This is a genomic window from Embleya sp. NPDC008237 (genome assembly GCF_042956465.1).
Taxonomy (GTDB): domain Bacteria; phylum Actinomycetota; class Actinomycetes; order Streptomycetales; family Streptomycetaceae; genus Embleya.
In genome coordinates this window covers 100,593-126,065 of sequence record NZ_JBIBGL010000004.1, presented here as the reverse complement: position 1 = coordinate 126,065, position 25,473 = coordinate 100,593, and the positions used below count along the sequence as shown (strand labels likewise).

At 71.3% G+C, this 25,473-nt stretch carries 22 protein-coding genes; 17 read left to right on the top strand and 5 right to left on the bottom strand.

All coding sequences use genetic code 11. From position 1 onward, the window contains the following. The first annotated feature begins 62 nt into the window (after positions 1-62). Positions 63-977 carry a phenylalanine 4-monooxygenase gene (locus tag ACFZBU_RS11040; protein ID WP_391583200.1) on the top strand — a complete coding sequence of 305 codons (915 nt, stop codon included), beginning with the start codon at positions 63-65 and terminating at the stop codon, positions 975-977. Positions 978-1,163: 186 nt separating this feature from the next. Here the strand turns inward: ACFZBU_RS11040 and ACFZBU_RS11035 are convergent, their stop codons facing one another. Next, positions 1,164-1,709, bottom strand: coding sequence for a MarR family winged helix-turn-helix transcriptional regulator (locus tag ACFZBU_RS11035; RefSeq protein ID WP_391583199.1), 546 nt, complete (start codon positions 1,707-1,709; stop codon positions 1,164-1,166). 84 nt (positions 1,710-1,793) lie between these two features. Here ACFZBU_RS11035 and ACFZBU_RS11030 point away from each other — a divergent pair, with 84 nt between their 5' ends. After that, the gene (locus tag ACFZBU_RS11030; protein WP_391583198.1) at positions 1,794-2,828 is read left to right on the top strand and encodes an alpha/beta hydrolase; all 1,035 of its coding nucleotides are present in this window, start codon (positions 1,794-1,796) and stop codon (positions 2,826-2,828) included. Between the two features lie 182 nt (positions 2,829-3,010). On the opposite strand, the gene ACFZBU_RS11025 is transcribed toward ACFZBU_RS11030, so the two are convergent. After that, on the bottom strand, positions 3,011-3,712 hold the full coding sequence (locus tag ACFZBU_RS11025; protein ID WP_391583197.1) for a FadR/GntR family transcriptional regulator: 702 nt from the start codon (positions 3,710-3,712) through the stop codon (positions 3,011-3,013). 247 nt (positions 3,713-3,959) lie between these two features. On the opposite strand from ACFZBU_RS11025, the gene ACFZBU_RS11020 reads away from it, so the two are divergent. The 12 genes from ACFZBU_RS11020 to ACFZBU_RS10965 all read left to right on the top strand — a co-directional run bounded on the left by ACFZBU_RS11020 (position 3,960) and on the right by ACFZBU_RS10965 (position 17,429). Next, on the top strand, positions 3,960-5,570 hold the full coding sequence (locus tag ACFZBU_RS11020; RefSeq protein WP_391583196.1) for an ABC transporter substrate-binding protein: 1,611 nt from the start codon (positions 3,960-3,962) through the stop codon (positions 5,568-5,570). 90 nt (positions 5,571-5,660) lie between these two features. Then, a complete protein-coding gene (locus tag ACFZBU_RS11015) occupies positions 5,661-6,614 on the top strand; it encodes an ABC transporter permease (RefSeq protein ID WP_391583195.1) in 954 nt (317 codons plus the stop codon). 2 nt (positions 6,615-6,616) lie between these two features. Then, on the top strand, positions 6,617-8,563 hold the full coding sequence (locus tag ACFZBU_RS11010; protein ID WP_391583194.1) for a dipeptide/oligopeptide/nickel ABC transporter permease/ATP-binding protein: 1,947 nt from the start codon (positions 6,617-6,619) through the stop codon (positions 8,561-8,563). Continuing rightward, positions 8,560-9,579, top strand: coding sequence for an oligopeptide/dipeptide ABC transporter ATP-binding protein (locus ACFZBU_RS11005; protein WP_391583193.1), 1,020 nt, complete (start codon positions 8,560-8,562; stop codon positions 9,577-9,579). The genes ACFZBU_RS11010 and ACFZBU_RS11005 overlap by 4 nt, the downstream gene beginning before the upstream one ends. A gap of 141 nt (positions 9,580-9,720) precedes the next feature. Beyond that, positions 9,721-10,656 (top strand): dihydrodipicolinate synthase family protein, encoded by a 936-nt coding sequence (locus ACFZBU_RS11000; protein ID WP_391583192.1) that lies wholly within the window; start codon positions 9,721-9,723, stop codon positions 10,654-10,656. Next, entirely contained in the window at positions 10,653-11,660 is a 1,008-nt protein-coding gene (locus tag ACFZBU_RS10995; RefSeq protein ID WP_391583191.1) for an ROK family protein, read from the top strand. Before ACFZBU_RS11000 ends, ACFZBU_RS10995 begins: the two co-directional genes overlap by 4 nt. Positions 11,661-11,662: 2 nt before the next feature. Further along, complete coding sequence (locus tag ACFZBU_RS10990) at positions 11,663-12,355, top strand: N-acetylmannosamine-6-phosphate 2-epimerase (RefSeq protein WP_391583190.1); 693 nt, start codon at positions 11,663-11,665, stop codon at positions 12,353-12,355. Between the two features lie 309 nt (positions 12,356-12,664). After that, positions 12,665-13,261 (top strand): hypothetical protein, encoded by a 597-nt coding sequence (locus ACFZBU_RS10985; protein ID WP_391583189.1) that lies wholly within the window; start codon positions 12,665-12,667, stop codon positions 13,259-13,261. Between the two features lie 190 nt (positions 13,262-13,451). Next, a complete protein-coding gene (locus ACFZBU_RS10980) occupies positions 13,452-13,754 on the top strand; it encodes a hypothetical protein (protein ID WP_391583188.1) in 303 nt (100 codons plus the stop codon). A gap of 152 nt (positions 13,755-13,906) precedes the next feature. Further along, positions 13,907-15,424, top strand: coding sequence for a M1 family metallopeptidase (locus ACFZBU_RS10975; protein ID WP_391583187.1), 1,518 nt, complete (start codon positions 13,907-13,909; stop codon positions 15,422-15,424). Between the two features lie 385 nt (positions 15,425-15,809). Further along, a complete protein-coding gene (locus tag ACFZBU_RS10970) occupies positions 15,810-16,313 on the top strand; it encodes a hypothetical protein (protein ID WP_391583186.1) in 504 nt (167 codons plus the stop codon). Between the two features lie 126 nt (positions 16,314-16,439). Further along, positions 16,440-17,429: a DUF6301 family protein gene (locus ACFZBU_RS10965; RefSeq protein WP_391583185.1), complete on the top strand. Its 990-nt coding sequence runs from the start codon at positions 16,440-16,442 to the stop codon at positions 17,427-17,429. A 182-nt stretch (positions 17,430-17,611) separates the two neighbouring features. Here ACFZBU_RS10965 and ACFZBU_RS10960 read toward each other — a convergent pair whose 3' ends face one another. After that, on the bottom strand, positions 17,612-18,388 hold the full coding sequence (locus ACFZBU_RS10960; protein ID WP_391583184.1) for an SDR family oxidoreductase: 777 nt from the start codon (positions 18,386-18,388) through the stop codon (positions 17,612-17,614). Between the two features lie 198 nt (positions 18,389-18,586). Here ACFZBU_RS10960 and ACFZBU_RS10955 point away from each other — a divergent pair, with 198 nt between their 5' ends. After that, a complete protein-coding gene (locus tag ACFZBU_RS10955) occupies positions 18,587-19,477 on the top strand; it encodes a helix-turn-helix transcriptional regulator (protein ID WP_391583183.1) in 891 nt (296 codons plus the stop codon). A 214-nt stretch (positions 19,478-19,691) separates the two neighbouring features. Here the strand turns inward: ACFZBU_RS10955 and mtnK are convergent, their stop codons facing one another. Continuing rightward, on the bottom strand, positions 19,692-20,996 hold the full coding sequence (gene mtnK, locus ACFZBU_RS10950) for an S-methyl-5-thioribose kinase (protein ID WP_391583182.1): 1,305 nt from the start codon (positions 20,994-20,996) through the stop codon (positions 19,692-19,694). 111 nt (positions 20,997-21,107) lie between these two features. After that, entirely contained in the window at positions 21,108-22,811 is a 1,704-nt protein-coding gene (locus tag ACFZBU_RS10945; RefSeq protein WP_391583181.1) for a flavin monoamine oxidase family protein, read from the bottom strand. Positions 22,812-23,014: 203 nt separating this feature from the next. On the opposite strand from ACFZBU_RS10945, the gene ACFZBU_RS10940 reads away from it, so the two are divergent. Both ACFZBU_RS10940 and ACFZBU_RS10935 read left to right on the top strand, forming a co-directional pair. Next, positions 23,015-23,773 carry a hypothetical protein gene (locus tag ACFZBU_RS10940; protein ID WP_391583180.1) on the top strand — a complete coding sequence of 253 codons (759 nt, stop codon included), beginning with the start codon at positions 23,015-23,017 and terminating at the stop codon, positions 23,771-23,773. A gap of 30 nt (positions 23,774-23,803) precedes the next feature. Then, positions 23,804-25,363 (top strand): flavin-containing monooxygenase, encoded by a 1,560-nt coding sequence (locus ACFZBU_RS10935; protein WP_391583179.1) that lies wholly within the window; start codon positions 23,804-23,806, stop codon positions 25,361-25,363. The last annotated feature ends 110 nt before the right edge of the window (positions 25,364-25,473 follow it).

The window sequence follows — 25,473 nt, the reverse complement described above, 5'->3', positions numbered from 1 at the left end:
GTGTCGTCCGTGTGGGTGCGGGGGAGGTGTGGTCGGCCCCGTGTCGGGCCACGATGCTGTTCATGATCGATTGGACGAGGCTGACTCCGCTCGACGCGGGCGGGGTCACCGTGGGCCGCGCCGAGGCGCATCCCGGTTTCGCGGACCCGGACTACGTCCGTCGCAGGAATCTGATCGCCGACCGGGCCCGAGGCCATCGGGTGGGCGAACCGTCGCCCCGGGTGCGCTACACCGAGGCCGAGCACGCCACCTGGCGTCGCGTGCACGGCGCGTTGTGGCGGACCCAGGACGGCCGGGTCTGTCCGGAACTGCTGCGTGCCCGCGCGGTGGCGCCGATTCCCGCCGACGGTGTCCCGCAGCACGAGGAGGTCTCCGACAGGCTCCAGGCCCTGACCGGGTTCCGGTTCACCCTGGCGGGTGGGATCGTGCCGAACAAGCGTTTCCTCGGGGCGATGGCCGAGGGGTACTTTCACGCCGTGCAGTACGTGCGGCATCCCGCGATGCCGCTGTACACGCCCGAGCCGGACGTCCTGCACGACGTGTTCGGGCACGGCATCCATCTCGCCGACCCGTTCTTCGCCGACCTGTACCGCACGGTGGGCCGGGCCGCGTCCCGCGTGGACAGCGCCGACGCGCTCGATCTGATCAGCCGCGTGTACTGGTTCACCCTCGAATACGGCGTCGTCCTCGAACACCGCGGACAACCCCGGGCGTACGGGGCGGCCCTGCTGTCGTCCTACGGCGAACTCGCCCGCTTCACCCGCGCCGATCTGCGGCCGTTCGATCTCACCGAAATGGCCCGCATGCCGTACCAGGTCGCCGGCTATCAACCGGTCCTGTTCACCGTCGAATCCCCGACCCACCTCGCCGACCTCCTCCACGCCTTCCTCGACGACTTCGACGAGAGCACCCGCCACCGCCTCCGCCTCCCCGCCCCGGCCGAACGCGGCTTCGTGTCCCACCCACCCCAGCGGTGAGGGCCCCGAATCGCGCCCCGTGGGATCGGGCCCACGCGCCCTCGGCACCGGCGCCACCACCGATACCGCCACCGACGCCCCCGCGACGGCCCCGCGACGACGGGCGGCCCCTTGGCGCGGCAGGCGGAAACAGTGCCGGGGGCGCGGCGCAGACGAACGATGGTGCGGGCGGGCCCGTGGGTGTGTTCAGTCGAGAGTCGGCATCAGTGGTGGGCCGCCCGACTCCGCGTTCAGGGTGATCTTTCGCAGCAGGGCCACGAGTTGCTCCCGTTCCGCTTCGCACAGCGGGGCCAGGAGCGCCTGTTCGGTCGCCATCTGATCGCCGATCGTGGACGACCACGCCTCGTGGCCCTTCTCGGTCAGCGTTACGAGCAGGCTCCGGCGGTCTTCCGGGGTGTGCTCCCGGGTCACGTAGCCGGACTTCGCCATGCGGTCCAGCCGGCTCGTGAGGGTCGCCGGATGGATGTCCAAGCCCTCGGCGAGCCGTGTCGGCGTCATCCGGTACGGCTCGCCGGCGGAGCGCAGCCGCCAGAGGATCTCGTATTCCCACATCTTCAACCTGCGTCGGCCGAGCCCTGCTTCCTTGCGACGCTGGAGATGGCGCACCAGCATCTGCATCCGGGTGACGACACCCTCGACCATCGGGTCCAGATCGGGAACCTCGTGCTTCCAATGAGCGATGTGCCGGTCGACCGAGTCGGCAGACGGGCCCTGGTCGTGCGTCGTGTCCATCGCGCCAGCATACCGGCAGGTATTACCGATTCATATAATTTGAAATCGTAGTAACGTCGAGGCTTCCCTTCCGAGGAGGTTCCGATGGCCCCATGGCCCACCGTGCTCGCAGGCCGCATCGACGAGCACGTCATCGACAGCGTCCTGTTGCGCGACAATCCCCTGGGAGACGCGGCGAAGAGGCCGTTGTGGGTCTACACCCCGCCCGGCTACGACACCGATCCCGGGCGCCGCTATCCGGTCACCTATATGCTGCTCGGCTACGCCGGGACCCTCCCGGTCTGGCGCAACCACACCCCCTACCGCCGGCCGGTGCCCGAACTCGTCGACGGGATCTTCGCCCGCGGCGAGGCACCGCCGATGATTCTGGTGTTCGTGGACGCGTGGACCACGTACGGCGGCAGCCAATACGTCGACTCGCCGGGGACCGGCCGCTACCACTCGTATCTCTGCGAGGAGATCGTGCCGTGGGTCGACGCCCACTACCGGTCGCTCGCCGACCGCGATCACCGGGCGCTGGCAGGCAAGTCGAGCGGCGGGCTCGGCGCGATGATCACACCGATGCTCCGTCCCGACCTGTTCGGCGCGTTCGCGACGCACTCGGGTGATTCGTTGTCGGAGGCCCAGTACATCCCTCATTTCCTCATGGCGGCACGCCACTTGCGGGCCTACGACGGCGACATCTTCCGCTGGTGGGACGACTTCCGCTCCCGAGTGGCCTTCACCAGGGACGAGGACCTTCGGCTGCTCGAACTGCTCGGCGTCTCGGCCTGCTTCTCGCCCGCTCCGGACGGCACGCCACAGTTGCCCTTCGACCCGCGCACGGGCGCGCTCCGGCCGGAGATCTGGCAGCGCTGGCTGGACCGGGATCCGGTCAGGATGGCGCCACTGCACGCCGAGGCACTGCGATCCCAGCGGGCGATCTGGATCGACGCGGGCACCCGCGACGAATGGTTCCTCGACCTGGGGGCACAGGCCTTCCGCGATGCCCTCGTCGAGGCCGGAGTGGATGAGGGTGTCGTCCGCTTCGAGTTGTTCGACGGAGGACACCACGCCGTGGAATACCGGATGCCGCCCGCACTCGCGTGGCTCGCCCATCGGATCGCGCAACCGCGGTAGTCGTCGCGGGGGTTCCACGTCCCCGGGCCACGTCGCGACGAGGGTCCGCGTCGATGGCGCATGGCGCATGGCGCCGTTCGGCCTCGCCGGGTCTCGTCGCAAGCGTCGACGAATGGCGGTGACCGACGCATGCGATCCATGTCCCGGCGTGCCGTGCTCGGGCCGTCGTCGCGGCTCCGCCGTCAGGGAGCCGGGACGGGGCCCGGGGTGCGGCCCCGGATGCCGGTGAAGTGAACCGTGATCGCGCGGCGCGCGCGTTCGGCGTCGCGGGCGGCGACCGCGTCGTAGACCTCGCGGTGCTGGGCGGCGACATCCCGGGCGGACTCGCCGATCGGCGGCAGGTCGGCGGCGAGTCGATCGTAGGCGTCCCAGAACGCGGCGAGCAGGCGCAGCATCAGGTCGTTGCCCAACGGGCGATACAGCGTCTCGTGGAACTGCCGGTCGGTCAGCGGTGACACCTCGCCGTCGGCTGCCTCGGCGGCCATACGATCGGCCATCGCGCGCAGATCCGCCAGGTGGGCGTCGTCGGCGATCTCGACGACCTGTCCGATCAGGCCCGCCTCCAGGGCCTCGCGCACCGCGACCAGTTCGGTGATGCTGCGCGCGCCCGAGGCCTGGGAGAGGCGGCCGTGGAAGGACAGTTCGTCGACGAGGGCGCCGAGGGACATACGACCCACGTAGGTGCCGAAGCCGTGCCGGATCTCCACGATGCCCACGGCTTGGAGCGCCTTGAGCGCCTCACGTACGGAGTTTCGGCTGACGCCGAGGAGTTCCATGAGATCGGTCTCGGTGGGCATCGGATCGCCCGCGCCCAGGCCGCGCTCCAGGATCAACTCCTTGATCCGCTCCTGTACGCCGTACTTGCGCCGGTCGCGCACCGTCATCGCGTGCCCCCTCGCCGAATGTCTCCGGACGTCACCCTACTCATCGACGCGTCCACGCCCGTCGCACAGCGTGGTCGTCGCATCGGTTCGCCTCGCCCTCTTGACCGGGTCACGGATGGCCTCCTAATCTCACCCGAGTCTAGACGTAGGACGTCCCTCGTTCCACATCCGATGTCTGATGTTCAGCAATTGTCCCCGTAGGTTTTTCCTCGCAGTCCTCGCATTACCGGACAAGACAGGAGGCGTCGTGTTCGAGTCGCGTTCGCCCGCCCAGGCGCTGGGCCGCCGACAGTTCCTCGGATTCATCGGCGCGCTCGGCGCCGCCACCGCCATCGGTGGCTCCCTCGCCGCGTGCGGCCCCGCGTCGACGAACACCGGCAACGGGGACTCGGGCGGCAAGAGCAGTGGCAAGAAGACCATCAACGCCGGTCTCTCCTACACGCTGAGCACCGGCTTCGACCCGATGACCGCCTCCGGCGCGCTTCCCGTCGCGGCCAACCTGCACGTCTTCGAGGGTCTGGTCGACCTCGATCCGGTCACCCGAAGCCCCTACGCCGCGCTGGCGGCGGCGATGCCCCAACAGGTGGACGCCACCACGTGGCGGGCCAAGGTGCGCCAGGGCGCCACCTTCCACGACGGCTCACCGGTCACCGCCGAGGACGTCGCCTTCAGTTTCCAGCGGGTCCTGGATCCGGCGAACAACTCGCTGATCAGCCAGTTCCTGCCGTTCCTGCGCGAGGTGCGGGCAATCGACGCGAACACCGTCGAGTTCGGCCTCACCTTCGCGTTCGCACTGTTCGGCGAGCGGATATCCGTGGTCAAGATCGTCCCCAAGGCCGTGGTGACCAAGGGTCAGCAGCAGTTCGACGCGCTGCCGGTGGGATCGGGTCCGTACCGGATGGTGTCCGCGACCAAGGACGACCGGATCGTCTTCGCCGAGCACGCCGCCTACAACGGCCCCAAACCGGCGCGCGCCGCGACGATGAACTGGCTCCTGCTCGCCGACGCATCCGCCCGGGTCACCGCGCTCGACTCCGACCGGGTCCAGGTGGTCGAGGACGTTCCGTACATCAACTACGCCCAGGTCAAGAAGGCGCATCGGGCCGACTCCGTGCAGAGCTTCGGCCTGCTGTTCCTGATGTTCAACCTGCGCCACAAGCCCTTCGACGACGTGCGGGTGCGCCAGGCGCTGCACTGGGGCCTGGACAAGGAAAAGCTGATCGCCACCGGCCTGCTCGGCAACGCCGTGCCGGCGAGCAGCTTCCTCCAGGAGACCCACCCCGACTACCGCCGCGCGGCCACCGTCTACGGCTACGACCCGGCCAGGGCCAAGAGCCTGCTGGCCGAGGCGGGCGTGAGCGGGCTCGACGTCACCCTGGTGCTCACCGACACCGCATGGGTCAAGGACATCGCGCCGCTGATCAAGGAGAGCTGGGACGGGATCGGCGTGCGCACCACGCTCGACATCGGCCAGTCCGGCGGCCAGTACAAGAACAAGGTCGACAACGGCGAGTACCAGGTGATGGCCGCCCCCGGCGACCCGTCGGTGTTCGGCAACGACGTCGACCTGCTGATGCGCTGGTGGTACGTGGGCCTGTGGGCCGACAAGCGCCACATGTGGTCACAGACTCCCGAGGGCAAGCAGGCGCGGACGCTCCTGGACGCCGCGGCCGCCGAGGCCGACACGGTCAAGCGCAAGGAGTTGTGGGGGCAGGCGATCGACCTGGCCGCCGCACAGGTCCCGCTCTACCCGGTCTTCCACCGCAAGCTCGCCACCGCCTGGAACGACAAGGCGCTCACCGGCTTTCGGCCGCTGCCCACCACCGGCCTGTCCTTCCTGGACGCCGGCCCCGCGTAGGCCACCCGGCCCGCCGCCCCCGCCCGTTCACCCGGAGCCCGCCCGCACCCGCCCGTGCGGGCGGCCCGCCTCCCGCCCTCCGAGAGCCCCATGACCACGATCCTGCGCATGGCCGGCAGACGGCTGCTCACGCTCCCACCCCTCCTCCTGGGGATCACGTTGTTCGTCTTCGTGGTCCTGCGTTTCTCGCCCACCGACCCCGCGTACAACGCGCTCGGCGAAGGCGCGTCCGAGGCCGCGCGCGACGCGTACTCCGCCGACCACGGGCTGGATGACCCGATCGTGGTGCGCTACCTCGCCTTCCTGAGCGACCTGCTGCACGGCGACCTCGGCGTCACCACCCCGCCCAGCAAGCCGGTCTCGGACGCGATCTTCACCGCCCTGCCACTGACCCTGCAACTGACCTTCCTGGGCATGCTGCTCGCGTCACTGGGCGCGTTGCTGCTCGGCGTGACCGCGGCGATCTTCCGGGATCGCCGGCCCGATCAGGTCATCCGCGTGTTGTCGATGGCCGGCGTGGCCACGCCCTCGTTCTGGCTCGGCATCCTGCTCATCCAGCAGTTCGCGCTGCGCCTGGGCTGGTTTCCCACCGGCGGCTACGTCAACCCGGTCGACGGCGTGGGCGCCTGGCTGCAGAGCCTGTTCCTGCCCGCCGTCGCGATCGCCGTGCCGGTCGGCGCCTCCCTGACCCGCATCGTGCGCACCTCGATGGTCGAGGAACTCGACCGCGACTACGTGCGCACCGCTGCCGGAAACGGTCTGCCGCCCCTGGTGATCGTGGGTCACAACGTATTGCGCAACGCCCTGGTGACCCCGCTGACGGTGCTCGGCCTGCGCGCCGGATACGCGCTCGGCGGCGCGGTGGTGATCGAGACCATCTTCGGCCTCCCGGGCCTGGGCACGCTCATCCTCAACGGCGTCACCTCCGGCGACGTGGCCGTCGTACAGGGCACCGTCCTCGTGATCGCCGTCGTGTTCGTGCTCGTCAACCTGGTCGTCGACCTCGCCTGCCTGTTCGCCAACCCCCGCACCAGGGAGGCCTGAAGATGATGCGCCCCGAACTGGTCGCCCGACTCTCGCGCCCCGGCATCCGGTGGAGCCGGCTGTCGGTGCCTGCCCGCGTGTGCGTGAGCGCGCTCGCCCTGCTGTGCCTGGCGGCGCTGCTGGGGCCGTGGATCGCCCCGCACGACCCGCTCGCCACCGGTATACCCGCCCAAAGCCCCTCCGGCGAACACTGGTTCGGTACCGACCGGGCCGGGCGCGACGTGTTCTCCCGGCTCCTGGTCGGCGCACGCTGGTCGCTCGCCATCGGACTGGGCGCCACCGTCCTGGCGCTCGTGCTCGGAGGTCTGCTCGGTGCCCTCGCCGCCACCTCGCGGCGCCTGGTCGACGAGGGCGTCATGCGTGTGCTCGACGTGGTCATGGCCTTTCCCAACGTGGCCCTGGCCGCCGTGTTCGTCGCCGTCTTCGGCAGCTCGCTGAGCGTGCTGGTCTGCTCCATCGCGTTCCTGTACACCCCCTCGTTGGCCCGCGTCGTGCGCGCCAACGTGCTCGCGCAGTACGGCGAGGACTACGTCGCGGCCGAACGCGTGATCGGCGCCCGGCGCCCGCACATCCTCATCCGACACGTCGCGGTCAACTGCGCCGCGCCGATCCTGGTCTTCGCCACCGTCCTGGTCGCCGATGCCATCGTCTTCGAGGCGAGCCTGTCCTTCATCGGCGCGGGCGTGCCCGACCCCGACCCCTCCTGGGGGTCGGTGATCGCCTACGGCCGCACCCTCGTGCTCACCGGCGGCTGGTGGGCCACCTTCTTCCCGGGCCTGATGATCCTGCTCACCGTGCTCGCGCTGAACGTACTCGCCGAAGGCATCTCCGACGCGTGGGCCGCGCCCGCCGGACACACCGCCAAGGACCCGATCAAGGCCGAGCGCGAAGCCGCCCGCGTCGCGCCGCTCGATGCGGCCGCGCACGCCGCCCTGGACGCACGCCTGGCCGAGGCCGCCGACCGGCTGCCGATCCGCGAGGTCCCCGACGCGCCGGCGCTGCTGTCCGTGCGCGGGCTGTCCGTACGCTTTCCCGACCGGCACGGCGGCGTACGCATCGTCGACGACGTCTCCTTCGACGTACGCCCGGGGGAGACCGTGGGCCTGGTCGGGGAGAGCGGCTGCGGCAAGAGCCTGACCAGCCTGGCCGTGATGGGCCTGCTGCCCAAGGGTGCCGAGACCGCGGGCGAGGTGCACTTCGCCGGCCGCGATCTGCTCGCGATGACCCCGCGCGAACGTCGCCCGCTCCTGGGACACGAGATCGCGATGATCTACCAGGACGCGCTCAGCTCGCTCAATCCCGGCCTGCTCATCGAGACCCAAATGCGCCAGCTCACCAGGCGCGGCGGCACCCGCACGCCCGCCGAACTGCTCGAACTGGTCGGCCTGGACGCCGCCCGTACCCTGCGCAGCCACCCGCACCAGCTCTCCGGCGGTCAGCGCCAGCGCGTGCTGATCGCGATGGCCCTCTCGCGCGGCCCCCGGCTGATCCTGGCCGACGAACCCACCACCGCGCTGGACGTGACCGTGCAGGCCCAGGTCGTGGACCTGCTGACCCGGCTGCGCGACGAACTGGGCTTCGCCCTGGTCCTGGTCTCGCACGACCTGGCCCTGGTGTCCTCGCTCGCCGACCGGATCGTGGTCATGTACGGCGGCCATGTGATCGAGACCGGCCGCACCGCGCAGCTCCTGCGCGCTCCCCGGCACCACTACGCCCGCGGCCTGCTGGGCTCGGTGTTGTCCCTGGAAGCCGGCGAGGAGCGCCTGCACCAGATCCCGGGCGTGGTGCCGCCGCCGGCCGACTTCGGCCCCGGCTGCCGGTTCGCCGAACGTTGTCCCGCGGCGAGCGAGCGGTGCCTCGACGTCCGACCGGCCCTGACCGGTGACGTGCGCGCGCACGCCGCCGCCTGCCACCACCCGGCCCAGACCCTGACCGGAGGCGTTCGATGAACCGGACCCGGACCGCGTCCACACCCGCTACCGGGCCCGAACCCGGGAGGTCGGCCGGACCCACCGTGCTCTCGGTGCACGACGTGGACGTCACACACACCGTGGCCGGCGCCGGACTCTTCGCCAGGGCACACCTGCACGCCCTCACCGGCGCGCGGATCGCCGTCCGCCGCGGCGAAGTGCTGGGCATCGTCGGCGAATCGGGCTGCGGCAAGTCCACCCTGGCCCGGGTACTGGTGGGACTGCAAAAGCCCACCGCGGGCGTCGTGCGCTTTCACGACCAGGACCTGTGGCAGATGCCCGCCAAGCGCCGCGAGCGAGAATTCGGCAGCGCCCTGGGCATGGTCTTCCAGGACGCCTCCACCGCCTTGAACCGACGCCTGACCGTACGCCGCGTCCTGCGCGACCCCCTCGACGTGCACGGACGCGGCACCAGGGAGGGACGCGAGGCGCGCGTGCGCGAGGTGATGGACCTGGTCGGCCTGCCGCCGAGCGCGGCCGAGGCACTGCCCGGACAGTTGTCCGGCGGACAACGCCAGCGCGTGGCGATCGCCCGCGCACTGGTCCTGGAACCCGAGGTGATCGTCGCCGACGAACCCACCTCGGCGCTCGACGTGTCCGTGCGCGCGCAGATCCTCAACCTGCTCCGCGACCTCAAGGACCGGCTCGGCCTGGGCCTGGTGTTCATCTCCCACGACATCCAGACCGTGCGTTACCTGGCCGACCGGATCGCCGTCATGTATCTGGGCCGGGTCGTCGAGGAGGGCCCGACCGCGCAGGTCACCGCCGCCCCGCGGCACCCCTACACGGTCGCCCTGTTCTCGGCCACGCCCAGCCTGCTCGACTCCGCGGAGCGGATCACCCTGACCGGACCCCTGCCCTCCGCCGTCGATCCGCCCAGCGGATGCCCGTTTCGGACCCGGTGCCACAAGGCGACGGACACCTGCGCCGAGGAGTTGCCCGAGCCGCGCGAGGCGGAATCGGGTCACCTCTTCCGCTGTCACCACCCCATGTGACCCTCGCGGCGCCCTTCCGCCAACCATCGTCGTTCGTTTCCGCGGTCCCCCGTCGTCCGTGCGACCTCTCGGCCCGCTCGGTTTTCCGTCCCCCTTCCGCTTTTCCGCCACTTTCCTTCACCGCCAGGAGCTCTGAACCGCATGACCCCGTCGCCGACCGCACTTCGCGGCGTCGTACCCCCCGTCTGCACCCCGCTGACCCCCGAGTCGGAGGTCGACGCCCCCTCGCTGGAGCGACTGATCGCGCACCTGCTCGACGCCGGCGTGGACGGCCTGTTCGTCCTCGGCTCCACCAGCGAGGTCGCGTTCCTGCCGGATGCGCATCGGGCCCGGGTCCTGGAGATCGCGGTGAGTGCCGTCGCCGGCCGGGTGCCCGTGGTCGCCGGCGTGATCGACACCGCCACACTGCGGGTGGCCGAGCACATCCGCACCGCCGAGAAGTACGGCGCGGACGGAGTGGTGGCCACCGCCCCCTTCTACACCCGCACCCACCCGGCCGAGATCGACGCGCACTTTCGCATGTTGCGTGCCGTCACCGACCTGCCCGTGATCGCCTACGACCTGCCGGTATCGGTGCACACCAAGCTCGGCGTCGCGCAACTGGCGACCATGGCCCGCGATGGGGTGATCCAGGCGGTCAAGGACTCCAGCGGCGACGAGGGCGGATTCCGCCGATTGCTCCTGGAGACCGCCGACGTCGCGGACTTCGCGGTGCTCACCGGCTCGGAGCTGACCGTGGACACCGCCTTCCGGATGGGCGCGCACGGCGTGGTCCCGGGGCTGGGCAACGTCGACCCGCACGGCTACGTCCGGCTGCGGGACCTGGCCGCGGCGGGCGAGTGGGATGCCGCCAAGGCCGAACAGGAGCGTCTGATCGCGCTGTTCGGCCTGGTCGACGCCGGCGCGCCGGCGCGCATGGGGCGAGGATCGTCGGCACTGGGCGCGTTCAAGGCCGCGCTGCACCTGCTCGGCGTGATCGACTGCCCCGCGACCGCCGCGCCGCAGATCCCGCTGAACGCGGCCGAGGTCGCCGACGTGCGCGCCCACCTGGTCCGGGCCGGCCTGCTCGCGGCATGACCATCCCGGGATGGCCCCGGATCGGGGTCGACATCGGCGGAACGAAGATTGCCGTCGGGCTGGTGTGGCGCGACGGGAGCGTCACCGGCCGCCGCGTGCGGGCGACCCCGGCCGCGGCGGGCGCGGATCGGGTGCTGGCGGCGGTGATCGACCTGGTCCGCGAACTCGCCCCGGACGCGGCCTGCGTGGGCATCGGAGCGCCCGGTGCCGTGGACACCCGAACCGGGAACGTGTGCTTCGCGACCGACCTGCTCCCCGGCTGGGCGGGCACCCCCGTGGGCGACGCGGTCGAGTCCGCGTCCGGTCTGCGGACCCTGGTGGACAACGACGTCAACGTGCTGGCCCTGGGCGAACTGCGCCGCGGTGCGGCGATCGGCAACGACGCGGTGTTGTACGTGTCGGTCGGTACCGGCGTGGGCGGCGCGCTCGCCCTCGGCGGCCGGATCGTGCGCGGCGCACGCGGAGTCGCGGGCGAACTGGGCCACCTGAGCGTGGCCGGGCCGGTGCGGGCACGGCCGTGCGCATGCGGACGCACCGGGCATCTGGAGGCGGCCGCGTCCGGGCCCGCGATCGAGGCGGCGTACGGCGCGCCCGGTGTGGACCTGCGCGAGATCGCCCGCCGCGCGCACGCGGGGGAGTCCCGCGCCGGCGCGGTGATCGAGGAGGCCGCGGTGGCCCTCGGACGCACCCTCGCCGGACTCGTGAGCGCGCTGGACCCCCAGGCGCTGGTCGTGGGCGGCGGGGTGGCGGGCATCGGACCGCGCTTCACCGATCCGCTGGCCGACGCGCTGCGCGCCGAGGTCCTGCCGCCTTTGCGCACGATCCCGGTGCTGACGGCGGCACTGGGGCTGGACGCGCCCCTGGTGGGTGCGGCCCTGCTGCCCGAGGACCTGACGATCGCCGTGGACGGGAACGACTCGACCTTTTCTGCGGGTTCGGGCCAGTCGACGGCTCTCGTGGATCCCGACGAAACCGACAACTCCTTTGCAGCGAAACGGATGTGACCATGCATCACCTACTCGAACCGTTGCGCGGCGGCCTGATCGTGTCGGTCCAGGTCCACCGCGCGGACGACCCGCTGCGCGACCCGGCGATCATGGCGGCGATCGCACGCGCCGCCGTGGAGGGCGGCGCGGCCGCGATCCGCTGCGGTGGCATCGGCGGAATCCCCGACGTCGAAGCGGTGTGTGCGGCCGTGGACGTGCCGGTGATCGGGTTGTGGAAGGACGGCGACGCGGACGTGTACATCACGCCGAGCGCCGCCCATGCCGTGGCGGTGACAGTGGCGGGGGCGCGGATCGTCGCGATCGACGGCACCAGCCGTGCCCGGCCCGACGGCAGTACCTTCGCCGACGCGGTGCGCGCGGTGCACGCCGTCGGGGCGCTGGTGCTCGCGGACGTGTCCACCGAGGACGAGGCGTCGGCCGCGGAGGCGGCCGGCGCGGACGCTGTGGCGACGACACTGGCCGGCTACACCGGGGGCAGGGCCCGAACGCCCGGCCCCGATCTGGCCCTGGTGGAGACGTTGGCCGCACGGGTGGAGGTCCCGGTGATCGCCGAGGGGCGCTACCACCGCCCGGCCGACGCGGCGGCGGCGATCGCGGCCGGCGCGCACGCGGTGGTGGTCGGCACCGCGATCACGGTACCGGCGTGGATCACCACGAGCTTCCGCGAGGCGCTGTCGGACCGGGACCGATAGGGGATCGTTCGCGCCGAACTCCGCTCCCGAATCGGCCACTTCGAGCAGCGCGAGACCGGCCGCGCCCGAACTCGGCTCAGGAGTCGTCCGCTTCGAGCAGCGCGAGACCGGCCGCGCCGGTCGGTACGCATGTGGAGCCGCCGGCCCTTGCGTTGTCGTGGTGGCGCGGCGGCGCGGTGACGCGGGCACCCACCGTGGTGTGCGCTCGCCCGTGCGGTCCCGTTCCGAGCCGGGCCGGCGACGGGGTGGGTCCGGGGACGGGACGAGACGGGGCCGAACGTGTCGTTCGGGGTGGTTAGGTTTGGCGGTATGAGTCTTTCCCTGAGCATTTTTGTCGTCGATCCCGAGGTCACGCGTGCGGTGGTGGGATCGCGGGACGTACGTGTGCGGCGGGCCATCGGCGGGCGGTTCAAGCAGGAGATGGCGCAGGACGACGACTACTTCGCGAGCGAGATCGAGGCCGGGGCGCCGACGCGGTACGAGGCGCTGACCGCAGTGGTCGACGGCGGACCGTTCAACGAGACGCACACGTTCCAGTACGGCTACGCCTACCGGATGATCTGCGCCTTTCACGGGCGGAGGCAATGGGGCAACAGCTACTCGCCGTTCAAGTTCGCGTGGCTGGGACACGTGGACGAGGCACTCCGGTCCCTCGGGATCACCGCGGTGCAGGTCTCGGAGTTCGGCTACGGGCTGCCCGCCCCGCTGCCACGCACCGACCTGCCGGGCCACGGAGTCTGGTCCCCGGCGGACTGCGCCACCGCGCTCACGCAGTTCGAAGCGGTGACCGAGGCGCAACTGGCGACTCTGGACGACGACGTACGCGAAGCGGTCGAGGAGTGCGCGGGCTGGCTGCACGCGGCGCGAGCGAGCGAGGGGCGAGGGGTGGTGGGCTTCATGTCCTGAGGCCGAGCCCTCGGACGCCGACCCGACCCGGCCGGGCCCGACTCGGCCCGGCCCGACCGGGCGAGTCCGATCCGCCGAGGGTGACGCGTCCGGCACGGGACGGGGGCGGTGCTCGGAAGTCGGAAAAGATCTTCCCGGTGTCACCGGCGCGCAGTACGGTGCAGGGCCGATGATCTCGGAGGTGAACCCCATGTGGGTCATCCGTGAATGGCGCGACGGCGACGGTCACAGAGTCAAGGTGGTACTGGACCCGCTCCGGGCCGCGCGGTCGGACGCCGAACTCCGGGAACGCCACCGCCACATCCTCGATCACGTCACCGGGCCCGAACCGGCCGTGACCGACCGCGCCGAGCCCACCGGCGTCGGCGCGTTCACCCCGGCACTCCGTTCGGTCCCCCGCACCCGCCGCCACCTCGTCGGGCTCGACGACCTGGTGCCCGGCCTGCTGCAACTCGACCCGGACCTGGACCTGGACCTGCGACCGTCGGCCTGAGCGGCCGAAGGCCGACCGCCGCGCGCCGTGCCGTCACCGCCATGTCGGCTCGCCTTCTTCTTGCGAACATCCGGTCGTTCGGGCGTAGGACGGGCTCCGTTGGGACAAGGATCGATCCGACCGTTGTCCCAGTGACCCTGTGGAGGACCACTGTGCGCAAGAGGCTGATCGTCTCTGCCGGCGCGCTCGCCCTGCTCCTGTCCGTCCCCGCTTCCGCCGCCCCGGTCGGCCCGGGAGCGCCGGGCATCGGCGACCCCTATTACCCGACCGCCGGCAACGGCGGCTATGACGTCTCGCACTACGACATCCGGCTCAAGTACCAGCCCACCACCGACGAGTTAGAGGGCACCACCACGATCCTGGCCACCGCCACCCAGGACCTCACCCGCTTCAACCTCGACTTCGTGCTCAAGGTGAAGGAGGTGCTGGTCAACGGACGCACCGCCGAGTTCGCCGGCACCGGTGAGCACGAGCTGGAGATCACCCCCGCCCGGGAGATCACCAAGGGCAGCCGGATCACCGTCGTCGTCCGTTACGCCGACAAGCCCGGCGAGGTCGAGCGCGGCGGCCAGTCCGCCTGGCTGCGCACCCCCGACGGCGGCGTCGCCGCCAACGAGCCGGAAAGTGCGGCCTGGTGGTACCCGAGCAACGACCACCCGACCGACAAGGCCACCTTCGACGTCTCCGTACAGGTGCCCGACGGCACCCAGGTGATCAGCAACGGCACCTCGACCCAGAGCTCGCGGGCCGGCTGGACCCGCTACAACTACCGGCAGACCAAGCTGCAGGCCACCTACCTGGCCACGCTGGCGATCGGCAGGTTCGACATCCGTACCGACACCACCCCGGGCGGGCTGCCGGTCATCACCGCGTACAGCAAGGACCTGGGCGACAACGCCGGCGCGGCGCAGGCCAGTGTGGAGCGGACCGGCGAACTGGTCGACTGGCTGAGCGGCTACTTCGGCGCGTACCCGTTCGGCACGGTCGGCGGCTACGTGCCCAACGTGCCCACCGGGTACGCGCTGGAGACCCAGGGGCAGATCTTCTACAGCCCCGCGCAGTTCGCCCGAGGCTCCAACACCTCCGTCGTGGTGCACGAGTTGGCCCACCAGTGGTACGGGGACAGCGTGTCCGTGCAGCGCTGGAGCGAAATCTGGCTGAACGAGGGCTTCGCCCGGTACTCGCAGTGGCTGTGGTCCGAGCACGAGAACGAGGGCACGGCCCAGGAGCTGGCCGACTACGTCTACAACCTCTACCCGGCCGACCATGCGTTCTGGACCATCAAGCCGGGCGACCCGGGCGCGGACCATCAATTCGCCGGTGCGGTCTACGACCGCGGCGCGGTGGCCGTGCAGGCGCTGCGCAACGCCGTCGGGGACGAGAAGTTCTTCCGGATCCTGAAGGGGTGGCCGACCGAGCGCAAGTACGGCAACGCCACCATCGAGCAGTTCCGGGCGTACGCGGAGCGGATCTCCGGCAAGCCGCTGGGCGAGCTGTTCGACACCTGGCTGTTCACGGCGGCGAAGCCCGCGGCGGGGTCGGCCGGTGTGGCCACGCCCAGCCCGGCGAAGCAGGGTCCGGCGCGGAATGCCACGGCGAACGTGTTGCCGGAGCCGAGGTCCTGGAAGAAGATCCAGGAGACCAACACGGTGCACGAGCACAAGCGTTGACGACTCGTCCGACCTGAACTCCCGAACGGCCCGGCCCTCCGCAGGCGAGCGGAGGGCCGGGCCGCCGACGTCGTCACGGAGGAATGTGGTGACGACTCGAAGGACGACAAGGAGACCGCCCCGGCGGGTGATACGGCCGCACCGTTGCCCGGCACGTCGAGCACCGATTTGAGGTGGCCGGCCTGACGAACGTCCAGGCGCGCCGCGGCCTCACCCCTTCCCCGCCTCGCGCGCCTCGTGCGGCATGGCGGTCCGGATCGACGCGCTTCCGACGTGCGACGAAGGTGCAGCGGTCCTACCGTGGCAGGAGGGGTGGGACCCAAGGCTGAGCCTCGGAGTGCCGCTGATATCGGTTCACGTCGCGACGGGGCGAGGAGTGAGCACCATGCCTGTGACGACGCCCCCCGACTTGCACAACCTGATCATCTCCGGCTTCGGAGACCACGACACGGACTTCGAGGCAGCGTTCGACAACAGTTCGGAGGAAGCGCAGGAGCGCATCCGGCAGCAGGTGGTCAACGAGGCCGCCCGCGCGGAAATGATTCCGGAGGAAGGCAAGTTCTGCTCCGTCACGGTCATCGCGCACTCGGACAGAGTGGACGACGCCCCCACATCGGAGCAGGCGCGGGCAGACGAGCTCCAGGTGAGCGTCGAGCGAGGCGACAACGCGCTCCTATGGCTGTTCGACCAGATCCAGCAAGTTGTCCAGGACGCCGGAGCGACCGTACCGGCAAGCGTCGACGACATGCAGTCCGTCAACGTCTTCCGGGTCGCATGCGGCGCGGCCCATCTGCTCTTCCCGGTGCCCACACCGGACGAGCGCCCGGAGAACCGGCGGGTCGAGTTCGCGGTGGCATCGTTCGCCCCCGAAGAGACGCCCGTCCTGTAACCGGACCTTCCACGAAGTACGTGGTCCCGGCCGTGGCATCCACGGGCCGGACCGGTGGAGTCTCGCCGCGGAGGCCTGCGCGAGGACCCGGATGGGCGTCGGTGTCCGTCGGTAGCATCTGCGTCCATGACGATCAGACTGACTGACGCCGAGATCAAGGATCTGGTCTCCCGGTTCCACGCCTTGGACATGGGCGAGTGGGACCGGAGCGCGGTCGAGCGCGCGACCGCCGGACTGGGGTGGGTGCTTCGTTCCGACGAGGGCGGGGGACTGAGGTTCGACGGGCCGCTGCCGGACGGGTGGAATTTCGCCAACCGAGGGCATGTCCACGGGTCGCCGCGCGAAGGCTGCTTCACCTCGCTGGAGTGCGAGCTGGCGAACACCGAGGACGAGGCAGTTCTGGGAGCGGTCTTCAAGGCGGCCAGGGAGGCGGCCGAGACCTGGAACGGGCCCGCTCCGATCCGGCGCGGGCCCGGACCGGTCCTGCGCTGGCGCCGCGATGACACTCTCCTGGAGATCGAGTGGACGAAAGACGCGGTGCAGTTGCAGCTGCTGCCGGCGGCAGTGGTCGAGAACCACGAGTACCAGCTCTCGAAGTGGAGCGAACGCGACGACTCCGTCGCGGAATTGGGGGTGTGGCAGGCCTTCGGGAACGGCCACGCGGGGATGGAAGGCGCGTTCATACCCGGTGGTCATCAAGCTCGGACCTGGGAGGAGTTCGGCGAGTGGTCGAGGCAGACGCTCGCGGAGATGGTGACGGACATGGGCCGACTGGACGACGAGCTGGTCCTGGTGATGCGGCCGGCCGCGGACGAGGACAACCCACGGGTGGTGCAGTTGATCTGTAACGCTCGGCTGTTGCACATGGAGGCGAGCATCGGCACGCTCGACCCGCAAACGCTCGCGGGACTGGGCTGGCAGGTCGGCCCCGAGGACGGTTTCCTGGAATTCGACGTCCCGCACCCCCAACGCCGGGACGCCGAACCCGCGGCCCGGATGCTGGTGGACACCTTGCGCGCGCACGACGTACGCCTGGACGATCTGCGCCACAGGGCGTGGCTGAACAGGAGCGACTGCATGCTGAACCTGTACGGGCTGGGCCTGCCGAGAGAGTGAGCGACCCGGACGGCGCCCGGTACGCCGACGGACGCCGCGGCTTGCCCCGAGCGGAGACACGGTGAACGCTCCCGTACGAACCCGCCTGCGCTGCCGCGCCGTCGACGTGGCGGCCGCGATCCCCGGCCCGAGCCGGGCGGCGCCGCCCTCGGGCGAGGGCGGCGGCCTGTGGCACGGCACGGTCAGGCGGGCTGACCGGTGGGCATGAGTGTGACCTGCTGCAGGTTGACCCGGGGCGGCAGGGTGGCGATGAAGCCGACGGTCCGGGCGACGTCCTGGGGCGTGAGCCACTCCGTCGTCTCCTTGGAGCCGGCCAGCCACTCCAGCGCGCCTTCATCGGTGACGTGGCTCTGCAGTTCGGTGCCGACGATACCCGGCTCGATCGCCGACACCCGCACCTTCTTCGCACCGAGTTCGGCCCGCAGGTGCCGGGACAGGTGCGTGACGTACGCCTTCGTGCCGGAGTAGACCGCGAAGGTCGGGAAGATGTTCTGCGCCGCGATCGACGAGGTGTTGATCAGGTCGGCCACCCCGCGCTCACCGGCGGCCTTGACCAACTGGGGCGTGAACGCGCCGATGACGTTCATCAGCCCGGTGATGTTGAGGTCGATCTGGCGCTGCCACTGGTCGGTGGCCCGCTCCTCGACGGGGGCGGGGAGCATGATGCCCGCGTTGTTGAACAGCAGGTCGGCGTCGCCCAGTTCGGCCGCCACCCGGTCGGCGGCCGTCCGCACCGCCGCCGCGTCGGTGACGTCGGCGACGATCGCCAGGGCCTCGCCACCGCTCTTCCCGATCCGGGCGACCAGGTCGTCGAGCCGTTCCGCACGCCGCGCCAGGACGGCGACACGGGCGCCCAGGGCGGCCAGGTGCTCGGCGGACGCGGCACCGATGCCGCTGGAGGCGCCGGTGACGACTGCGATGCGGCCGGTCAGGGGCTTGGAGGAAGTCTGCGTGGTCATCGCGCTCACCTTTCAAGGTGGGTGAAGTGACTGGTACGGGACGACGGGCCGGCGCCATCGCCTCAACCAGAACACCATCCGGAGCGCCCTCGTGGGCCGCCGGAATAGGCCCTGACCAGGCAGGTATCCGCGAGGCAGGTACTGGCAGGGCCACCCCCGCGCAGGCTCGCCGGCCGTGGGGTGCCCACACTGGGGACCATGGACCGCACACGCGAGATCGCCGATTTCCTGCGCTCCCGGCGCGCCGCACTCACCCCGGACCGGGCCGGACTGCCCGACGACGGGCGCACTCGCCGTGTGCCCGGACTGCGCCGCGACGAGGTCGCCCGCCTGGCCGGCGTCAGCATCGAGTACTACACCCGCCTCGAGCAGGGCCGCGCACAGAACCCCTCCCCGGAAGTCCTCGAAGCCCTCGCCCGGGCCCTGCAACTCGACCCCTCCGAGCGCGAGCACCTCACCGACCTGCTGGCGAGTCCCCCCGCCACCCGCCGCGCCCCCACCAGCCCGCAGCGGGTCCGGCCGGGCCTGCACCTGATGCTGCACACGCTGGAGCACGTGCCCGCCTTCATCCTCGGCCGCCGCACCGACGTCCTGGCCTCCAACCGGCTCGCCCGCCAGGTCCTGACCGACTTCGACGCGCTGCCCGCACCCCGCCGCAACATGGCCCGCTACTACCTCCTGGACCCCGAGGCCCGCGAACGCGTCGTCGAATGGGAGCGGATCGCCGCGGAAACCGTCGCGATGCTGCGCCTCGAAGCCGGCCGCCACCCCCACGACCGCCAACTCGCCGACCTTGTCGGCGAACTCACCCTGAAGTCACCCGAGTTCTCCACCTGGTGGAACGATCACCGGGTCCTGCGCCGCACCCACGGCGCCAAGTCCTACCACCATCCCCTCGTCGGAGACCTGCACTTCTCCTACGAGTCCTTCCTGGCGCCCGGCGAAAGCGACCAGACCCTGTGCGTCTACAACGTCGAACCCGGCTCCGAAACCGCCCGCTCCCTCCAACTCCTCACGAACTGGACGGCACCACAGCCGGAAACGCTCCCCCGACCCGAGCCCACCATCCCGCCCGAAGCATCCCGCTGACGATTTCGCCGACCGACATCACGCGACGTTCGGCCCGACCGGACGTCAGGCACGTCGCGTGGCCGCCTGGCGCAGTCCGTAGGCGGCGACGCCGACCGGGAGTTCGGCACGCGATCGAACACAGACCCCACCCGGGGCCGGGCTCGCAACCGTACGCGGCCGAGGACTGCGCGGGCCGAGCCGACGCGTGCGTGCCGGGTGTGATCCCCTGCCCTCAGTCGGGTGGCGTCTCGTCGCGGATGCGTCGGGTGGTTTTGACGATGTCCTCGACGCAGGTGTGGGCGGCGGTGTCCACGAGCAGCGCACGACCCAGGCGCAGGGCCCTGCGCTCCGCGTCGGCGCGGCGCCCGGCGTCCTCGATGTCGGTGAAGTCGGCCGGACGGGCGAACCCGACGACGCGACGGATCGTCTCGGCGCCGCAGAAGCCCACGGTGTCCCGGAAGATCCGGTCGAGGTAGGCGGAGCGTTCCGCGTACAGCACGTCGTCCTCGTCGTCGGCGCCGGCCGGGAAGAGGGTCGCCGGATACGCGTCGCCGTGCGCGGATGTGCGCCACAGTTCGAGGAAGCGTCGGACGAAGGTGTGCCAGAGTTCCGCGACGGTCTCCAGGAGCCAGTGTTGTTGTGGCGTCTCCTCGGTGCCTGCTTCGGCGTGGCCGTCGGCGTGCCGTCCGTCCTGGGCGAGGTAGTTGACGAGCAGGTGCGCGAGCAGGCTGCCGATGTCGAAGCCCATCGGGCCGAAGCAGGCGAACTCCTGGTCGATGACGCGGGTGCTGCCCGGGCCGACCATGATCGATCCGGTGTGCAGATCGCCGTGCAAAAGCGCTTCCCGGCGGGTGAGGTAGCGGTTCTTCAGTCGCGCGGCGGCGATCACGAGCGCCGTGTCGGAGCGGAGCCGGCGCACGTCCGGGTCGAGTTCGGGACTCGTCCACCGGTTGCGGTGGAAGGGCCGGTAGATCTCGGTGAAGATCATCTCCTCCATGATGCGGCACATCTCGATGTTCGCCTCGAACTCGCCGACGAGGCGCCGCTTGTCGGCGGCGGGCAGGGCCAGATCGGAGGTGCCGAACAGGGTGCGGGCGAGGTAGTCGCCCATGTCGGCGCCGAAGCCGGCGCGGCTGCCGCCCGCATTGAGCAGGTGACGTACGACGCAGTGGTCGTCGAGGAACTCCACGGCCAGCAGGTGCAGTTCGGGGGCGTAATGCAGCGGCGCGGGCAGGTACGCCGGTGCGCACCGGGCGTGTTCGCGGAGGGCCCGGAATTCGAAGCCGGACCGGGTGGGGGACAGCGGCCAGGACTCGCCGACCGCGCGGACGTACGGCGGCGCCTGCTTGACGCACAGCGCGCCGGCGGGACCACGCACGGCGAAGACGTAGTTGACGTTGCCGTCGCCGATCTCGCGCACGTCCCAGGCGGCGGGCCCGCCCCCGAGCCGGGCGGCCAGTTCGGGCACGGTCGCCACGTACCGGGCGATCGAGCGCTCGTCGGGGATGCGGTGGTCGGGGCGATCGGGAGTGGGCACGAAGTTCCTCCGTGACGCGAGTGGTTCGGGACGGTGAGGGAATCCGCGGGCGGTAGCGGGACCGAGGCGGCGGAAGTTCGGCACGGCGCCCGGGTGGTCGGCGTGCCGCGGCTACGTTTCCGGCGGCCGGCGCCACGGCGGCGGGGCCAGGCCGAAGTGCTCGCGCAGTACGGTCTCGGCACAGTCGATCGTGCCTTCGATCGACCCCGGATCGGTCGTCCAGCAGTCACCGACGATGTGGATCGCCTCCCCGGGGACGGGCCGGCGCATGCGTGGCCCGACGATCCGGGAGTCGTGTCCCGGGCGCCACACGTGCCAGGCTCCGCCGTACGGTGGCCGGTTCCAGTCCTGCCGACAGGAGGCCAGCGGGGTGGGCAGGTCGGATAGGCCGTGCATGTCGCCCAGCAGCCGGTGGGCGCGTTCGACCACGGCCGCGTCGGCGCCCGCGGGGTCGGTGTCGCGGGCCTGCCGGCCGGGCTCCGGGTCCGCCGTGCACCAGGCGTGCGCGGAGTGTCCGTTGGGGTAGGCGGCGAGGAGCAGCGTGGGGCCCTCGGTGTCGCCGTCGTCGGGCCGGGGGCAGGTCCCGCCGTACCAGACCTGCCGCAGCGGGCCGTCCGTGGTGCCTCGGCCGGCGGTGATGCCCAGCCGTCGCCACCACGCGTTCGGATACAGGAGGAAGAGTTTGTGCGCGGGTACCGATTCGACCGCGTCCAGGTCGCGGAGCATCGTGGGGGTGAACGGCAGTGCGGTTGCGTCGAGTTCACGTAGCGGGCCCTGAGGGAGGGCGAGGATCACGGCGCGTGCGTGGACCCGGACGTGGACGCCCGTGGCGCGGCCCCGATCGTCGTCGAGGGCGAAGGTCAGCCGGTAGCGCGGCCCGGCGGTGCGCGTGCGCCGATCCCGGGCGGGCGCGCGGTCCACGCGCAGGAGGCGGTGCCCGAGGTGGGTGTGTCCGCCGGCGGCCGTGAAGCGGGTGTACAGGGTGCGCGGGAGGCCCTGCATGCCGCTGCGCAGGGTCAGGTATTCGGCGGCGGGCGGGGTGCGGAAGACGACGTCGAGGTGCTCGGCCGCGTTCTGCCGGCCGGAACCGGAACCGGAACCGGAACCGGAGCCGGCGCGGAAGCCGGAGCCGGCGGCGACGTCGGAGCGGGTCCCCGGCCCGGAGTCCGAACCGGACCCGATGTCGTAGCCGCCTGCGTCGTGGACGAGGGCCGTCGCCTCCGGGCCGAGCACCGTCAGCAGGACGTCGGCCCAGGCGAGCTGCCGCAACGGGGACGACCCGAGGGCACCCCGGTCGCGCAGGGTCGCGAACAGTGCGGCGGTCCGCGCGGCCTCGTCGAAGGCGCCCCGCCGGCGGGCCTCGTGGTGGTCCCGCCGCAGTGCGCCGAAGCCGGGGAGCACGGCTTCGGCCGCGTCCAGGAGCAGGTCGTCGGGGCCCCGGCCGCGCCGGCGATCACCGAGGCGGTAGGGCACGGCGGTGCCGTCGGCGAGGTCGCGTCCGCGCAGCCGAACCCCGCGCACGTGCACCGGGTTCTCCGGTCGGCCGAACGCGAACGGGGCCAAGTCCGGGGTCAGGCCCAGATGTTCGACGAGATCCAATACCTCGGTGAGGCCGCGATGCAGCCGCATGGCGCCCAACTCCGCGTACAGGTCCGGGGATCGGGACATCCGCACCGACCACAGTCGGCCGCCGATCCGGTGCGTGCGCTCGAAGAGTGCCACCCGGCCGGCAGCGGCGCCGGGCCGCTCCCGGCCGAGTCGATAGGCCGCGTAACAGCCACCCACGCCGGCTCCGACCACGGCCACGTCGAGCATGTGTCGTCGCCTCCTTGTGCGTCGGTCCACGATCGCGGGGCCGCGACCAGGCGTGCTCTCGGTGGGATGGGTGGATGAATACGACCTTGGACGGATGAATACGACCTTCGGCGAATGTCTTGTATTCGGGTAATCGGATCAGCACACTGAGTGAATTCTGCCGTCCCCCGGAAAGCGGGGGCCTGCGTGGCCGAGGGGAATCGATGATCTTTCGCAAGGACGTCCTCGCCGAAACTACCGCAGCCTATGGGCACTTGTCGGGATACTTCCAGGACATTCGGTCGTTCTTCGAAGTCCTCAACGTGCGGTTCGCGCTGCCCGAATACGGGGTGCGGCTGCGCCCGGTGGCCGGAAACGAACTGTTCTCCAATGCCAACAGCTACCTGTTGTCCGACGACAGCTCGTACCCCTACTACCTGTGGCTGCCGAGTTGGCTGGGGCGGTTCTACGTCGACGCGGATCGGGTGCCCGAGGGCAGGCCGGTCGACGAACTCGGCACCGCACGGGCCCGCTTGATCGCATTCGTGTGGCCCTGGCTGGGCTTCAACGACGCCTATGTCCAAGACGCGGAAAGCCCCGAGTGTTGGTTCGGCGTCGCCGACCCCAGGCCGCAGGATTTGGGGGAGTGTGTGCGTACGACCGCGCAGAATCTGTTCAACCACTTCCGCCTGGAACACACCCTCGACGGCGAGGCCGAGGGGTGGCTGACCGGCCGTTTCGATCCCCATCCCGAGGTCGGTTGCAACCTCACCGGCCGCTGGTATCTGCGCCGGGTACCGCTGGCGGAGCTCACCAGCTATTACGAGGTGGAGAAGAACGTGATCCGGCCGCTGGGGGAGAAGTTCAGCGAACTCTCCGCCGTGCTCGACGACTCGGCACACGAGGACGGCGACGCGGCCGACGGCCGGCGGAGTGCGAACGGCCACCGCCAGGGGGCGGCGACACCCGGGGCGCGCTCCTGATCCGCGCGGCGAAGCGGAAGGAGCGACGCCGTGCACAGGGGCGCTGCCGGGCGTGGCGAGGACGCGGCGGGCCGGGAGGACGTCGGCGCGGGGGCGGGTTCCGGCATCGGCGACGTGTGTGTGATCGGGGCCGGGTTCAGCGGCCTGGCCGTCGGCCGGGCGCTGCGTGGGCGCGGCATCCCGTTCACCCTCGTCGATCGGGGTGAGGGGGTGGGTGGCGTGTGGCACGTTCCGGCGGGGGAGCGGGCCGGGCCGACGCCCGGATACCGGTCGCTGCACCTGAACACGTCGCGGGACGCCACCGGCTTCGCCGGATTCCCGATGCCGAGGTCGTTTCCGCGATTCCCGCGACACACCGAGGTGGCCGCGTACTTGGACGACTTCGCGCGAGCCCACGATTTCCGGCGCGACATCGAACTGCGGACCGAGGTGCTCGCCGTTCGACCCTGTGCGGGCGGCTCGCGCACGGGCGCCGCGCCCGGCCCGGTGCCGGTTCCCGCCGGGGGTCGCCGCGACGGGCGGAAGGGGAGCGCGCGCGGGGAGCGCGCGAGGGAGGGGAACGCGTGGGAGGTGATCAGTCGGAACCATCTCGGCGTCGTTGCGTGTCGACGGTTTCGCCACCTCGTGGTGGCGGCCGGGAACCACTGGACGCCCCGGCTGCCCGAGCCGGGGATCGCCGGCAGCGAGACGTTCTCCGGCGAGATCGTGCATGCCGTGGACTACGCGGACGCGGGCAGGTTCGCCGGGCGACGCGTGGTGGTGTTGGGCGCCGGGAACTCCGCGTGCGACATCGCGGTGAACCTGTCCCACACGGCGGCGCTGACGATCCTGGCGATGCGGCGCGGGATCCATGTCGCGCCGAAGACGATCATGGGTGTGCCGGTCGACGAGATCGCCGGAAGCGCGTGGTGGACGCGGTTGCCACTGCGCGTCCAGCAGGGCCTGGCCGACCTGACGCTGCGGATCGTCCGGGGGCCGCTCGCCGCGTACGGCCTTCCCGAGCCGGACCATCGCGTCTTTGCCGGGCCCCTGACGATCTCGGACGACCTGCTGCCGCGCCTGAGCCATGGCGCGATCGTGGTGAAGCCCATGATCGAGAGATTCACCGCCGACACTGCGCACTTCGCGGACGGCACGCACGTGCGCGTCGACGCGGTGGTGTACTGCACGGGCTATCGGATGTCGCTCCCGTTCGTGCCGCGTGACGCGCTGTTCTCGGACGCGGGGGAGGTGGCGCTCTACCGCCGTGTGGTCTCGCCGTCCTACGCCGGCCTGTACTTCGCCGGCCTGGTCCGGGGCGTGATCCGGCCGGTTCGGGCGCTGACCCGGCTGTTCGAGGCCCAGGCCGAGTGGATCGCCGACCTCGTCGACGGCGCGGCCGTGCTGCCCGCCGCGGGGGAGATGGCCGCCGAGATCGCCGCACACCTCGCCGTGACCCGCCGCCACGGCACGGCGGCCGAGGACTCGGTGCGCGTCGACGTGGCGGACCACCTCCGCGCACTTCGCCGGGAACGCGTGGCCGGGAGCAAACGCACGCCGATCCGGCCGGGGCGACCGACCGACACCGGGCCGAGTCGTGCGCCGGTGTGACGCGCGGCCGGTCGGGTGTCGATGCCCCCTGCGTTCCTCTCGGCGATCGCGGCCCCGATCGTGGGGCGCGGGTTGGAGGCGCAGCATGGAAGGCAGGTGCCCTACCGGTG

What these genes read in the sequence shown, in the direction of transcription:
- ACFZBU_RS11040 (WP_391583200.1), top strand. Translation starts at nt 63, where the DNA reads ATGATCGATTGGACGAGGCTGACTCCGCTCGACGCGGGCGGGGTCACC.
- ACFZBU_RS11035 (WP_391583199.1), bottom strand. Translation starts at nt 1,709, where the DNA reads ATGGACACGACGCACGACCAGGGCCCGTCTGCCGACTCGGTCGACCGG.
- ACFZBU_RS11030 (WP_391583198.1), top strand. Translation starts at nt 1,794, where the DNA reads ATGGCCCCATGGCCCACCGTGCTCGCAGGCCGCATCGACGAGCACGTC.
- ACFZBU_RS11025 (WP_391583197.1), bottom strand. Translation starts at nt 3,712, where the DNA reads ATGACGGTGCGCGACCGGCGCAAGTACGGCGTACAGGAGCGGATCAAG.
- ACFZBU_RS11015 (WP_391583195.1), top strand. Translation starts at nt 5,661, where the DNA reads ATGACCACGATCCTGCGCATGGCCGGCAGACGGCTGCTCACGCTCCCA.
- ACFZBU_RS11010 (WP_391583194.1), top strand. Translation starts at nt 6,617, where the DNA reads ATGATGCGCCCCGAACTGGTCGCCCGACTCTCGCGCCCCGGCATCCGG.
- ACFZBU_RS11005 (WP_391583193.1), top strand. Translation starts at nt 8,560, where the DNA reads ATGAACCGGACCCGGACCGCGTCCACACCCGCTACCGGGCCCGAACCC.
- ACFZBU_RS11000 (WP_391583192.1), top strand. Translation starts at nt 9,721, where the DNA reads ATGACCCCGTCGCCGACCGCACTTCGCGGCGTCGTACCCCCCGTCTGC.
- ACFZBU_RS10995 (WP_391583191.1), top strand. Translation starts at nt 10,653, where the DNA reads ATGACCATCCCGGGATGGCCCCGGATCGGGGTCGACATCGGCGGAACG.
- ACFZBU_RS10990 (WP_391583190.1), top strand. Translation starts at nt 11,663, where the DNA reads ATGCATCACCTACTCGAACCGTTGCGCGGCGGCCTGATCGTGTCGGTC.
- ACFZBU_RS10985 (WP_391583189.1), top strand. Translation starts at nt 12,665, where the DNA reads ATGAGTCTTTCCCTGAGCATTTTTGTCGTCGATCCCGAGGTCACGCGT.
- ACFZBU_RS10980 (WP_391583188.1), top strand. Translation starts at nt 13,452, where the DNA reads ATGTGGGTCATCCGTGAATGGCGCGACGGCGACGGTCACAGAGTCAAG.
- ACFZBU_RS10970 (WP_391583186.1), top strand. Translation starts at nt 15,810, where the DNA reads ATGCCTGTGACGACGCCCCCCGACTTGCACAACCTGATCATCTCCGGC.
- ACFZBU_RS10965 (WP_391583185.1), top strand. Translation starts at nt 16,440, where the DNA reads ATGACGATCAGACTGACTGACGCCGAGATCAAGGATCTGGTCTCCCGG.
- ACFZBU_RS10960 (WP_391583184.1), bottom strand. Translation starts at nt 18,388, where the DNA reads ATGACCACGCAGACTTCCTCCAAGCCCCTGACCGGCCGCATCGCAGTC.
- ACFZBU_RS10955 (WP_391583183.1), top strand. Translation starts at nt 18,587, where the DNA reads ATGGACCGCACACGCGAGATCGCCGATTTCCTGCGCTCCCGGCGCGCC.
- ACFZBU_RS10945 (WP_391583181.1), bottom strand. Translation starts at nt 22,811, where the DNA reads ATGCTCGACGTGGCCGTGGTCGGAGCCGGCGTGGGTGGCTGTTACGCG.
- ACFZBU_RS10940 (WP_391583180.1), top strand. Translation starts at nt 23,015, where the DNA reads ATGATCTTTCGCAAGGACGTCCTCGCCGAAACTACCGCAGCCTATGGG.